Here is a 12,473-nt window from a genome sequence, read left to right on the forward strand (position 1 = left end):
CGTTCTCTGTGGTTAAATCATTCCGATGCAACCGGAATTAATATCATTCACAATTCTTCAATTCTAAAATCTAAAATCTAAAATCTAAAATCGTATGACTTCTATTAAATTGAATCGAAATTGGCGAGGGTTGAGTTCTCTGTTTGGTGGCGAGACATTTACTTATGTTGTCAAGCGACTGTTGCAGGCACTTTTAACCCTATTTTTGGCATCGGCTCTTTGTTTTGCAATTATTGAGCTAGCACCGGGAAATTACTTGGATACTTTGAGCCAAAATCCGAAGATTTCGCCGGAGACACTCAAGCAACTCGAACAGCAGTTCGGCTTAGATAAACCAGCTATTGTGCAGTATTGGCTGTGGCTGCAACAAATTGTGACGCGGGGGAATTTTGGCACGAGTTTTGTGTATCAGCGATCGGTAGCTTCGCTGCTGTGGGAACGGGTACCGGCGACGTTATTGATGGCGATCGCATCTTTGATTGTAACTTGGGCGATCGCGCTTCCTTTGGGAATTGTCGCGGCCGTCAATCAGAATAAAACTGTCGATCGAGTTTTGCAAGTAGTCAGCTACACCGCACAGGGATTTCCCAGCTTTATCACAGCCTTGCTGCTGCTATTTTTTGCTCAAAATACTTCCCCTCTTTTCCCCGTCGGAGGAATGACCAGCATCGACCATGCAGACTTACCTTGGTGGGGTCAAATCCTCGATTACTGCTGGCACTTAATCTTGCCAACAGTCGCCCTCAGCGTTACTGGTTTTGCAGGCTTGCAAAGATTGATGCGCGGACAATTATTGGACGTGCTGCGTCAAGATTACATCCGCACCGCACGCGCTAAAGGTTTACCCGACAATCGAGTAATTTACATTCACGCTCTGCGGAATGCGATTAATCCGTTAGTGACGCTGTTGGGTTTTGAGTTTGCTAGTTTGTTGAGCGGTGCGTTTATTGCGGAATTTTTCTTTAATTGGCCGGGTTTGGGAAAGCTGACTTTGGAGGCGGTGAACAATCAAGATTTGTATTTAGTAATGGCAAGTTTGATGATGGGTGCAACTATGTTGATTGTGGGGAATTTGTTGGCGGACTTGCTGCTGAAAGCTGTCGATCCTCGGATTAAGCTGGAAGATTTGAAGTGATAGAATCATATTTGACTATAAATTTGATTCTCGTTAAATTCTGTTGTGACACAATCATTTTCAAATAATGTTCCTAGCCCTCGCTTTTCCAATCAGTCCCCCGCGACGCTAAATGATGAAATTCGATCGGCAGATCAGTTAGGTATCAGACCCATTAAAGTGGGAGAAGCAGGATTTGACGATATAATTAATGAAGGTACTGTCAAATGGGCAGTGACAACCAACCTAGAACTCCTTATAATTCCGAAATTTTTAGATGTTAACAATGAAATTTACCATACGGTTATAACTCGCGGTCAGCCTGTTTTGGCGGCGGGAGAAGCCGAGATTGTCGGCACCAACGGTTTGTATATTTTGCTAACAATCAGCAATCACAGCGGGCATTTTAGACCTAATTCAGAGAGCTTAGAAGTAGGAATTGCAGCCTTTAGGCAGCAAGGAGTTGATACAAATAATGCTGATATCGAATATGTGGAGTAGATAAATTATGACTCAATCTCCTACGACAATATCCCTCGATCGCATTCTCGAACAAAATGCCGAATCTGTACTGATTTGGGCGAACAACATATTTTCAGGTCAAACCACCCAACCACAAGGGTTTAACTGGCTATTATTAGCCGATGTTGCCTCGGCCAAGGCTCGAAAAGGTGAAAATGGTTCCGGTTTGTGCGATCGCAAATGGGCAGAAGTCGCGATCGCAATTTACGATCGCAAGGCCGGTGATGCCGATCGGAAAAAACCAGGTAGTGGCGAGTCTTTTACGATTTCCTCAATGATGTTGCGGGCTGCGATGATAGAAAAACAGGAAGTAATTTCCGATCATCCTGTACTTGATGTTAACTTAATTTTAGAATGGTTTTGGGATAACATCAAAGAGTCGCAGGAAGATGTCGAAAAAAAGGCAGCTAATTGGAAAACGCTACCTATTGCAGAAATTCGCGAGTTAAGAAAACTTAAAAATCGATTGAAAGTTATTGCAGCACTTTCTGATACTGATAAATATGTTTTAGATGAAAAACTCAACACTTGGCTTTTACTGCGCGATAAACTACCATAAAAGTGCGATCGCACCATCACCCAACCAATTCTCATCTCACCAGCTATAATACGATCGGGTAATTATGCAAAAGCGAGGAAATAACTATAGTTCTGTTCATGCCAGAGATGCACCGATAAAAATTCTCTCACCCCTCAAAACATGGCACAACAACTAGCAATAGAAACTCGCGGGAGCGCGAAACAATTCGATCGCAATATAGCAGTCAATGACATCGATTTGCAAGTAGCGGCAGGCGAAGTCAAAAGTTAACGGTATTCCCATTCCCCATTCCCGATGCCCCATTCCCCATCTAGGAGTGTTTTATGTCAGAAGAACAACCAAACGAACCAATGATTTTTAGCCGCTTTGCGGACTGGTGCAGGTATATTGACAGTCTTTCAGAAGAGGCAAGGCACACAGTTAAAGTGTTGTTAAAAAAGGCTGGCACTGATGACGCACAAGCAGCGGAGCGGATACTTTTAAGCATGACAGAACTGGATCTCAACAGGAATCAAATTACCGACATCAGCTCCCTCGGCTCGCTCACCCATCTGACCACACTGCATCTCTCCCACAATAGAATTACCGACATCAGCTTCCTCGGCTCGCTCACCCATCTGACCACACTCGATCTCAGCAAAAATCAAATTACCGACATCAGCTCCCTCAGTTCGCTCACCAATCTGACAACACTGTCTCTCTACAGCAATCAAATTACCGACTTCAGCTTCCTCGGCTCGCTCACCAATCTGACCACACTGAATATCTGGGGCAAAATTACCGACATCAGCTTCCTCGGCTCGCTCACCAATCTGACAACACTGTCTCTCTACAGCAAGAAAATTACCGACTTCAGTTTCCTCAGCTCGCTCACCAATCTGACCACACTGAATCTCAGCTACAATCAAATTACCGACATCAGCTTCCTCGGCTCGCTCACCAATCTGACCACACTCGAGCTCAAGAGCAATAGAATTACCGAGATCAGCTTCCTCGGCTCGCTCACCAATCTGACCACACTGCATCTCGGCGGCACTCGAATTACCGACATCAGCTTTGTCGGCTTGCTCACCAATCTCACAACACTCGATCTCAACCACAATAGAATTACCGATATCAGCTTCCTCGACTCGCTCACCAATCTGACCACACTGGATCTGTGCAGTAATAGAATTACCGACATCAGCTTCCTCGGCTCGCTCACCAATCTGACCACACTGGATCTCAGGGGCAATGAAATTACCGATATCTGCGCCTTGCGATCGCTCACCAATCTGACAACACTCGATCTCGAAAACAATCAAATTACCGCTATATGCGTGTTAGGCGAACTCGCACAGAAACGTCTTACTCTCTCGACTAAGCCAATTGATGCTCAAAAAGCCACAGAAGCCATCAAAGTTGCCTATGCCACTATTAGCCTAGAAGAACCCGAAGTTATTATTTGCAGCAGTCCCCGCGACGCTTTTCTCCAAATCTTCAACTTGCCCAAAGGCGACCATTCACCAAACTGCTCAGACAAATGGGACAGGAATAGATCGGGGGAAAAGCTAGACAGGAAATGGATGTCCCAATCGATTGTGAGAGACTTTACAAGTCCGGGCGTGTGGGAGTATGAGCTCGATCGCATGACGATCGAGCCCGAAGCAGACAGCACACTGATTTCGCTAATGTACGAATTGGTTGAGGAATATGCGCGATCGGAACGAACGATGGGGAATGTTTTTCCCGATTATTTGGAGGGTCTGAAATACCCTGAAACCCCCACGACTTTCTTTAAGGAAATCTATTTGACTGAATGGTATATCTCTTCATTAGGCGTAAATCTTTCCCAAAAGGCACAAGAAATACTTCGCTGCCAAAAGCTGCTTTTCGAGGATTGCGGTTGGATATTTACCTTTGAAAAGTTTTGCGCGGTGTGCGATCGCCCCCGCCACCTTCGCTTTGACAGTCAAAACCGCTTGCACGCAGAAGCAGAACCTGCGATCGAGTTTGCGGACGGATGGAAATTTTACTATTATCACGGTGTCAGATTGCCTGAAGAATACGGCAAAGTCCACCCAAATCAATGGCAATCCCAATGGCTTTTAACAGAAGAGAATGCCGAACTTCGGCGAGTGTTAATTGAAGGAATTGGTTACGATCGCATTTGTCAAGAGTTGTCAGCAGAACAAATAGATAGTTGGCAGGAATATGCACTATTACAAATATATAACGCCGATGTCGAGCCGATTTGTTTGTTAAAAATGACTTGTCCGAGTACGGGATTCATTCACGCTTTGAGAGTGCCGCCTAACCTGACATCTGCTAGGGAGGCAATTCGCTGGGTAAATTGGGATATCGATCCAGAGAAATTTTCCGTGCAGACTTGATATATAGCCTTTCTTAGGTAAATTAGATGCTCGTGGGCTTCGGGCATAGCAGATATAAAAGCGTTTGAATTTTTAATTTCAGAACGGGGCTGACAATTCATTGAAGAACGGGCTAGGCTAGTTGTAGACTTCTATTTCCATGCCAGGAATACACCGATAAAACTCAATACGGTTCAGATAAGACCGATCCCCCCTAGCCCCCCTTAAAAAGGGGGGAACAAGAAGTTGCTCAAAGTCCCCCTTCTTAAGGGGGATTTAGGGGGATCTCCGGGGAATTAACAGTGTTAACTGAACCGTATTGCGATAAAATTTCATTCACCCTCCAAACATGGCAAAACAACTAGCAATAGAAACTCGCGGGCTGACGAAACAATTCGATCGCCATATAGCAGTCAATGACATCGATTTGCAAGTAGCAGCCGGCGAAGTATGCGGACTCATCGGCCCCAACGGTGCCGGCAAAACTACTTTGCTGCGGATGTTGGCGGCTGCTGAGGAACCGACTACAGGGGAAATTTACATCAATGGGGATAGGTTGTGAAACTCCGATTCAGGCAGGGGTTTAAACCCCTGCCTGAAAGCTTAAGTCGTCTGAAAACGACTGTTCAACTTATGATGCCAAATCCGCATTTATTACGCACTTTATACCGATCGATGGTCGCGGCTACACACACAAAGCCCACCTTCGGAGGCTTTAAGATTCAAGTTGAAAAATAATTTCTGACTGGACAGATCCAAAATTAGAGATTCAGCGTATATTACTCATGAACGCAGTACAAGATTTCATAAGTTCGCACTGCTAAAAAGTTCAGCTTGGGGGTTTGCAGTTGCACTGTCGGCGCCCCTGGTTATACTGCCAACTATCAAATATAGGCGGGTATATCTGTATCTAAGGCGATTTTATATATCTCTGGAGGCGGATTTATTTATCATTCTAGCTGCGTATAATATATCATAAAATCGGCTTCTCATGCCTAAAATATTTTAGTCGAATTAGCCGATAGTGCGAACTTGGAAAATTTTGTACTGAGAATTCCCTTGCCGAAAGGTAACGGGAGTATCAAATTTAGAGGGTGATTAGAGCATGGCAGAAATTAGAGACACCGCGCAAGCAAATTTGCTAGCAGGAACTTCAGAAGATGACCTGATTTTTGGTTTGATGGGCAATGACACTATTGCGGGAAACTCTGGTAATGACAGCATTTATGGAGGGAAGCAAAGCGACTTAATTGATGGAAATTCGGGTCAAGATTCGCTTTTTGGAGATTTAGAGAACGATACTATTAACGGCGGAGAAGGTAGCGATTTTTTAGTGGGCGGAAAAGGCAGCGATTCCATCTCTGGAAACTCTGGCAATGATGTTTTGTCGGGCGATCGAGATACTGATATCCTGATAGGCGGAGACGGGGCAGACCTATTTGTTTTGAGGCGCTACGCTGAGGCTGACCCTTTCCGTACCAGCGGCGGTGTTAGTTTGGCAAATGCGGATGCGATCGCCGATTTTGCAGTCGGTACAGATTTAATCGGTTTGGGCGAAGGTGTCAGTTTTAGCGATTTGAATATTCTGGAAGCTGGAAACGATACTGTTATTCAAGACCGGGTAACAGGAGAATTTTTCGCTACTCTCAGAGGGGTGAGACAAAGTTCGATTAACCAGGCAAGTTTCACTAATAATATTGGCAGCGTTGTTCCCAACCCCCCGCCTCCAGCGCGGACAACGGCTTATGCTTTAACTCCTGCTAATCGGATTGTCGGTTTTAGTCTTTCCAATCCGGGAAGTGTCATCACAGATTTGCCCGTAACTGGATTGCAAGCGGGAGAAAGTTTGCTGGGAATTGATTATCGGCCGGCTAACGGTGTGCTTTACGGTGTGGGTTCTACCAATCGCTTGTATACAATTAATCCGAAAACCGGAGAAGCAAGTCAAGTCGGCAGCGGGCCGTTTGCTGTTGAGTTGACTCCAGGGGCTGCGGGTTTTGATTTCAATCCGACAGTCGATCGAATTCGGTTTGTCAATCAAGCCGGTCAAAACGCCCGCCTCAACCCGGATAACGGCGCAATTGTCGATTCTGACACGCTGGCGGGGGGTATTCAACTCGACGGGAATTTGGCTTACCGCGCGGGCGATCGCAATTTTGGGTCAACTCCGGGGGCTGCGGCGGCTGCGTACACGAACAACTTTGCGGGCGCGACTTCGACGACGCTGTTTGTAATTGACAGCAATTCTGACGTTTTGGTGAGGCAAGATCCGCCGAATAATGGAGTGTTGAATACGATCGGATCTTTGGGAGTTGATGCCACTAGCATTCTCGGCTTTGATATCAGAAGTATTGGCGGCCGCGATGTCGCGGTGGCGGCGCTGGAAGTTGGGGGCGTTTCGGGCTTGTACAATATCAATTTGACGACCGGTCAAGCTTCCTTTGCGGGTCAAATTGCCGACGGGAGACAGATTAGCGGTTTGGCTTTGCCTTTGCCTACAGCTTACGCCTTAACTGTCAGAAATGGCGCTGAAACAATTGTCGGTTTTAACGAGGCGGCACCGCGGGCGATTCTCAGCGATGCGGCAGTTACGGGGTTGCAGCCGGGAGAAAGTTTGCTGGGGATTGATTTTCGCCCCGCTAACGGTGTGCTTTACGGTGTGGGTTCTACCAATCGCTTGTACGCGATCGATCCGGTGACTGGGGCTGCAAGTCAAGTCGGTAGCGGGCAGTTTGCTGTTCCCCTGACTCCGGGGGCTGCGGGTTTTGATTTCAATCCGACAGTCGATCGAATTCGGTTTGTCAATCAAGCCGGTCAAAACGCCCGCCTCAACCCGGATACCGGGGGAATCGTGGATGCTGACACGCTGACGGGGGGAATTCAACTCGACGGGAATTTGGCTTACCGGGCTGGCGATCGCAATTTTGGCAATTCTCCCGCAGGTGCGGGGGCTGCCTATGTGAATAATTTTGCCGGGGCCACTTCGACAACGCTGTTTGTAATTGACACCAATTTAGACGTTTTGGTGCGGCAAGATCCGCCGAATAATGGAGTGTTGAATACGATCGGATCTTTGGGAATTGATGCTGGTACTGTTCTCGGCTTTGATCTCAGGAGTGTTGGCGGTAACGAGACGGCTTTGGCTGCGATCGAAGTTGCCGGAGTTTCGAGCTTGTACAATATTAATTTAACGACCGGTCAAGCTTCGATCGTCGGTCAAATTGGCGACGGCAGGGGATTTAAAGGTTTGGCGCTGACTTTGATTTAAATGGTGAAGTCCGATCGGCGATCGAGTCCGGTTGAGCAGTCGTAATTATTTTGCAGTGCGAGCTTCTAGATCGCGATCTAGAAGCTCGCACTGCAATTGCGATCGGGCAATTCTCAATTCCCCATTCCCAATTTCCATTCCCAATTTCCATTCCCAATTCCCAATTCCCAATTCCCAATTTGAGTTAATCTATTATTTTGACAAACAAGATAAAATGTTATCTCAAGTTTTTTACTTGCTGCGTTCTCGTGCTGACGGCAAATATATCAGCGCTTGTCCCAATCCAGATGCGGCAGTTAGTTTCCTGCTGATGTTCCGCGAAGACTATGATGCTCTGAGCTATCTCAACGCCCACGCTGCTGATGTTGCCGATCGATTCGGAGTAGAATCGATTTCCGGTTCTCAGGTAAAAAAGCTGCTCGAACGTTGGGGATTTAACGGCGTGGGGGTTGTTCAAGACCCGCTGTTACCCAATATTGAGTTTTTATTGACAAAGGATTGACAATTGACAAGATTTGCGCTTCACCCGGTTTCTGGAAGAAATCGGGTTTTTTCGTCAAGTTTTGGGGCGATCGCCCGATCGAGCTCGTACACTTCTGTGCCCCATATCTAGTGCAAATTGTCAAATATATTAACCTTTTACCCTAAATCTGAATCCTGTTGTATATTCATAGTCTGTTGATATATTCCGACACGTCAGTACACAACCTATGGTTCGAGAATTAGAGCGATCGAGTGCCAGCGAGAAACGCAACCTGTCCGATTTCCCCGAAACAGCACCCGCAGCCAATCCAGTATTTTTCAGGACTTACAGCCGCCGTACCGAGACGGGAAGGGAGACTTGGGCCCAAGTGTGCGATCGAACAGTCAAGGGGCTGCAAAAGCTGGGAAACCTCACCCCCGAAGAAACACAACTGCTGCACCGGATGCAAAACCAGCTCAAAACCCTAGCTTCAGGCCGCTGGCTGTGGGTAGGCGGCAGCAAGTGGATCGAGCAACCAGAGAATTTTTCCGGCGCATATAATTGCTCCTCAACAAATATTCTCGACTGGCGGGCATTTGGCTTGTTGATGGATTTGGCGATGATGGGCTGCGGCACCGGCGCAGTTTTGGAACCACAATATATCAACCAACTGCCACCGATTAGCAACCGCTTAACCGTAACAATGCAAGGTGAAATCGGCTCTACTACCGCTGAGTCGCGCCGTCAAGAAACAGAAGTAAAAATAGCAGAAAAAACCGCAACTATTTATGTCGGAGATTCTCGCCAAGGTTGGGTAAACTCCTATCAAACTTTGCTGGAATTATCCACAGATGAAAGATTTGCAGGAGAAATTCAAGTATTCATCGATTTGAGCGACGTTCGCCCGGTGGGAGAACCTTTAAAAGGTTTTGGCGGAGTAGCAAATCCGGTGAAATTGCCCGACCTTTATCAGCGCTGCGCCGCAATTTTGAATAAAGCTTTAGGGCGACAGTTAAATTCAGTTGAATGCTGCGTGTTGATAGATGAAGCGGCGGTCACAATTGTTGCTGGCAATATTAGAAGATCGGCCGGAATGCGTCAGTTTTATGCTGATGACGAACTCGGAGCAAATGCTAAAAATAATTTGTGGCAACAAGATGAAAGCGGCAACTGGAGAATAGATCCAGAACGCGATGCCCTTCGGATGGCCAACCATACGCGCGTTTTCCATACCAAACCTACACTAGAAGAATGTATTGATGCTGTCCGCAAACAGTATTACAGCGGCGAAGGTGCGATTCAATGGGCCGGCGAAGCTGTAGCTCGTTCTAACGTTGATTTGCTTTCAACACCGAGTCTTAGAAGTGAGTTTTTGAAAGCTTACGACGAAGGAAAAGCTAAAGAGTGGTTGCAGGAACGCCATCCTAATATGACTGCTGGCGAGTTAGAGCATCGGTTAGTCCGTGTGGGCTTAAACCCGTGTGGTAAGTAATTTTGCCTCACGTAAAAAACTTCGCAAAATCGGAGAAGACTGAGATGTTAACTCCGAGGTAAGTAAGGGAATTAAAAATCCTTTACCACCGTAGAGCGTACCGGGTGAACCTTCTTAATTGAAGAATATAATCCTGGCAAGAGTGCGGGGCATTTACAACTACAGTAAATGAAAAAGTACGCCGAGCTACAGGTAAAATGGAATCTGTAGAACTAGAGGATAAAAAGCCTTTAGGGTAACAAAACTGGAAATCATCGGCTCTAATTTCCACTGTAATCTTTCTGAGGTTCACCTCAATCAAATTGACCCTTACAATTTCAAAGAACAGGAGGAAGCTTTCAGGGCTGCGGCTCTATCTGTCGCGGTACTTCTCAATCACAAATTTCTTGAACCGCGCTATCAATACAGCCGCGAACTAGACCCGATTGTCGGCGTATCTTTCACGGGATTGTTCGATTTCTTCGTTCATGCTTTTGGCGTTGAGTGGCTGCGCTGGTGGGTGGAAGGCCGCCCGCAAACGGCGCAGGGAATTGCCTTTAAACAGCGGGAAGAAGAGTATTTGAGTGGTTGGCGCGAGATTGTGAATCGGGTAGTATGGGATTATTGCGATCGCCATTCCTTAAAACGCCCAAATCGCTGCACAACCGTTCAACCATCGGGTACTAAATCTCTGCTGACAGGTGCTTCCCCCGGCTGGCATCCGCCGAAAGCCCAGCGTTTTATTCGCCGAATCACTTTCGGCAAAAACGACCCCGTAGCCCTCGCCTGCATCGACTACGGATACAACGTGATTCCGTCTCAATCTGACAAAGATGAAAACGGCAATTTGCTGAACAATCCCTTCGACGAACGCTGCACGGAATGGCTGGTAGAAATACCCGTTGCGGTAAGTTGGGCTGATTTACCCGGTGCTGATGAAATTGACATTAACAAATTCTCAGCGGCGGCACAAATGGACTTTTATATGCAGGTGCAAAAGTTCTATGTCAGACATAACACTTCGGCCACCATTGAATTGCGGGAAAATGAAGTTGAAAGTTTGGGTACGCGGATTTATGAAGCGATTCGCGACGACGAAGGCTACATTTCCGCAGCGCTTTTAGCTCGGTTTGATGCTCTTGAAACTTTCCCGCGTTTGCCCTTTGAACCAGTGAGTAAGGAAATTTACACCAAGATGGTGGAAGAGACTTTAGCCCGCCGCGAAATTGATGTTTTTCACGCGGCTTTGAGCCGTTATGACTTAGGTGAAATGATGGATTCGGGGCCGGCGGGCTGCGATTCTGATAAGTGTTTGATGCCGGAGACTAAGGCTATGTAATAGCCTTGAAAGAAATCCCCCAAATGGGGGATTTTTTTTATGTTTAATTGCAGGTCAACAAAAAATCGTAGAGGCGGGTTTTACCAACCATAATTGCCTAAAATCAATAATCTAGTAAACCCGCCCCCACCCAACGACTAATTGTAACTCCCTCCCCGTGTCGGGGAAGGGATTCTTTGAAAATTAGCGATCGAATGTTCTGTCGCAAGTGTCAGCTTGCTGGGACTCTAGCAGGTCGGGGTTAAATATCACTGCGAATTTCCCGCTAGGAACCAAGCGACGGAGAATCTCTAGATGACCGTCCGCATCCGATCGACTGCGGAACTGACCAACTGTCAACCGCTGCATTTTGGGCAGCAAACGAACCAGTACCCAAGGATAAAGTCGTTCTTTGTAAGGCATAATTAACTTGTCTCCATTACGTATGGGAGCCAGAGCCAGTGCTGATAGGTTGGTAGCCGGGACGCACTGGCTTTCTGACGAATGTGATGTTCTCCTCTCATACTACGGACAATTTGTGGTTAAGTCAACTTAACCACAGGAATTCTGAAATTGGATAGTTAATGAGTAGTGTGGGGGAAAAACTCAAACAGCGACGCCAATCGCTTTCTTTGACGCAGCAGCAAGTTGCTGATGAATTGGGCGTGACTGTAATGACGGTGAAAAATTGGGAAGCAGGTAGACATATTCCAAAGCTGTATCTAGAACAGACGAAAGCATTGTGCGACCTCCTGAAGCTTTCCTTAAACGATTTGGTAAATTAAATATTTGTATGGTGCGTCGCTACGAGATTTTCAAGCCGATCCGCAGATTATAGACAGCGACGCACCCTACGGTATCTACAGAACTTCATCAGATACAATTCTGAATTAAACGGAAATGATATAAAAGCCCGATCGTACAATTAAAACTAGCCTGTTTTTTAGAATATGAAGATTTGCTGCATTGCCAACAAAGGGGCTTATCTACCGGAAAACTACCTAAATCCACCGTTAGACATCACCAAAGAAACTGAAGTTAAACTGATACTAGATAAAGAGTATATTGTCTATGCTATATCTGAATGGCAAGGTAATTTATCATACTATATTTGCGACGAACGGTATACTTATTATCCCATACACAATCCAGCCCCGTTATTTGAGATAGTGGATGGCAGATATTCTCGGTACTGGCAAGTGCTGTTAGCAACTAACGGTTTGTTAGAGATTGCTTTTGAGCATTGGTTCTCCATACCTTATTTTTACGAAAAACTAACTGACTCAGAAGCAGAAGCTGTTTTGATTTTTGATAAAATAAAAGAACTCATGGACGCTTAAGCTGCAATTCCTCAGCCCCAACCTTTCTCAGTTGATGAGTTGCTGGCGATGCCTCCATTGCAGCCGGATCAACTAGCAAAAGTCC

General features: G+C 46.3%; 10 protein-coding genes and 4 pseudogenes. 13 read left to right on the top strand and 1 reads right to left on the bottom strand.

All coding sequences use genetic code 11. From position 1 onward, the window contains the following. The first annotated feature begins 94 nt into the window (after window positions 1-94). From QUA02_RS06940 to nrdJ (QUA02_RS06985), 11 genes and pseudogenes are all read left to right on the top strand, one after another. Window positions 95-1,135 carry an ABC transporter permease gene (locus QUA02_RS06940; RefSeq protein WP_333026276.1) on the top strand — a complete coding sequence of 347 codons (1,041 nt, stop codon included), beginning with the start codon at window positions 95-97 and terminating at the stop codon, window positions 1,133-1,135. A gap of 45 nt (window positions 1,136-1,180) precedes the next feature. Further along, window positions 1,181-1,615, top strand: coding sequence for a hypothetical protein (locus tag QUA02_RS06945; protein ID WP_333026278.1), 435 nt, complete (start codon window positions 1,181-1,183; stop codon window positions 1,613-1,615). A gap of 7 nt (window positions 1,616-1,622) precedes the next feature. Beyond that, window positions 1,623-2,195 (top strand): hypothetical protein, encoded by a 573-nt coding sequence (locus tag QUA02_RS06950; protein WP_333026279.1) that lies wholly within the window; start codon window positions 1,623-1,625, stop codon window positions 2,193-2,195. Between the two features lie 141 nt (window positions 2,196-2,336). Further along, a pseudogene (locus QUA02_RS06955) lies at window positions 2,337-2,438 on the top strand (ABC transporter ATP-binding protein); the annotation flags it as partial. Between the two features lie 224 nt (window positions 2,439-2,662). Beyond that, window positions 2,663-3,484, top strand: a pseudogene (locus tag QUA02_RS33575) (leucine-rich repeat domain-containing protein); the annotation flags it as partial. A gap of 489 nt (window positions 3,485-3,973) precedes the next feature. Beyond that, window positions 3,974-4,549: pseudogene (locus tag QUA02_RS33580) on the top strand (DUF6745 domain-containing protein); the annotation flags it as partial. Between the two features lie 328 nt (window positions 4,550-4,877). Beyond that, window positions 4,878-5,087: pseudogene (locus tag QUA02_RS06965) on the top strand (ATP-binding cassette domain-containing protein); the annotation flags it as partial. A gap of 546 nt (window positions 5,088-5,633) precedes the next feature. Continuing rightward, on the top strand, window positions 5,634-7,796 hold the full coding sequence (locus QUA02_RS06970; protein ID WP_333026282.1) for a DUF4394 domain-containing protein: 2,163 nt from the start codon (window positions 5,634-5,636) through the stop codon (window positions 7,794-7,796). Between the two features lie 214 nt (window positions 7,797-8,010). Continuing rightward, window positions 8,011-8,298: a hypothetical protein gene (locus QUA02_RS06975; RefSeq protein ID WP_333026284.1), complete on the top strand. Its 288-nt coding sequence runs from the start codon at window positions 8,011-8,013 to the stop codon at window positions 8,296-8,298. A 208-nt stretch (window positions 8,299-8,506) separates the two neighbouring features. Next, the gene (gene nrdJ / locus QUA02_RS06980) at window positions 8,507-9,751 is read left to right on the top strand and encodes a ribonucleoside-triphosphate reductase, adenosylcobalamin-dependent (protein ID WP_333026285.1); all 1,245 of its coding nucleotides are present in this window, start codon (window positions 8,507-8,509) and stop codon (window positions 9,749-9,751) included. Window positions 9,752-10,052: 301 nt separating this feature from the next. Beyond that, window positions 10,053-11,069, top strand: coding sequence for a ribonucleoside-triphosphate reductase, adenosylcobalamin-dependent (nrdJ, locus tag QUA02_RS06985; protein WP_445305150.1), 1,017 nt, complete (start codon window positions 10,053-10,055; stop codon window positions 11,067-11,069). Between the two features lie 183 nt (window positions 11,070-11,252). Here nrdJ (QUA02_RS06985) and QUA02_RS06990 read toward each other — a convergent pair whose 3' ends face one another. Next, complete coding sequence (locus QUA02_RS06990; protein WP_333026286.1) at window positions 11,253-11,471, bottom strand: hypothetical protein; 219 nt, start codon at window positions 11,469-11,471, stop codon at window positions 11,253-11,255. A 161-nt stretch (window positions 11,472-11,632) separates the two neighbouring features. On the opposite strand from QUA02_RS06990, the gene QUA02_RS06995 reads away from it, so the two are divergent. Together QUA02_RS06995 and QUA02_RS07000 are read left to right on the top strand one after the other, a co-directional pair. Further along, complete coding sequence (locus QUA02_RS06995) at window positions 11,633-11,833, top strand: helix-turn-helix transcriptional regulator (RefSeq protein WP_333026287.1); 201 nt, start codon at window positions 11,633-11,635, stop codon at window positions 11,831-11,833. Between the two features lie 165 nt (window positions 11,834-11,998). Then, a complete protein-coding gene (locus QUA02_RS07000) occupies window positions 11,999-12,388 on the top strand; it encodes a hypothetical protein (RefSeq protein ID WP_333026288.1) in 390 nt (129 codons plus the stop codon). Window positions 12,389-12,473 lie beyond the last annotated feature (85 nt).

Source organism: Microcoleus pseudofavosus SVA1_A4 (assembly GCF_036700565.1).
Lineage (GTDB): Bacteria > Cyanobacteriota > Cyanobacteriia > Cyanobacteriales > Microcoleaceae > Microcoleus.

What these genes read in the sequence shown, in the direction of transcription:
- QUA02_RS06975 (WP_333026284.1), top strand. Translation starts at nt 8,011, where the DNA reads ATGTTATCTCAAGTTTTTTACTTGCTGCGTTCTCGTGCTGACGGCAAA.
- QUA02_RS06995 (WP_333026287.1), top strand. Translation starts at nt 11,633, where the DNA reads ATGAGTAGTGTGGGGGAAAAACTCAAACAGCGACGCCAATCGCTTTCT.
- QUA02_RS06990 (WP_333026286.1), bottom strand. Translation starts at nt 11,471, where the DNA reads ATGCCTTACAAAGAACGACTTTATCCTTGGGTACTGGTTCGTTTGCTG.
- QUA02_RS07000 (WP_333026288.1), top strand. Translation starts at nt 11,999, where the DNA reads ATGAAGATTTGCTGCATTGCCAACAAAGGGGCTTATCTACCGGAAAAC.
- QUA02_RS06940 (WP_333026276.1), top strand. Translation starts at nt 95, where the DNA reads ATGACTTCTATTAAATTGAATCGAAATTGGCGAGGGTTGAGTTCTCTG.
- QUA02_RS06950 (WP_333026279.1), top strand. Translation starts at nt 1,623, where the DNA reads ATGACTCAATCTCCTACGACAATATCCCTCGATCGCATTCTCGAACAA.
- nrdJ (WP_333026285.1), top strand. Translation starts at nt 8,507, where the DNA reads ATGGTTCGAGAATTAGAGCGATCGAGTGCCAGCGAGAAACGCAACCTG.
- QUA02_RS06970 (WP_333026282.1), top strand. Translation starts at nt 5,634, where the DNA reads ATGGCAGAAATTAGAGACACCGCGCAAGCAAATTTGCTAGCAGGAACT.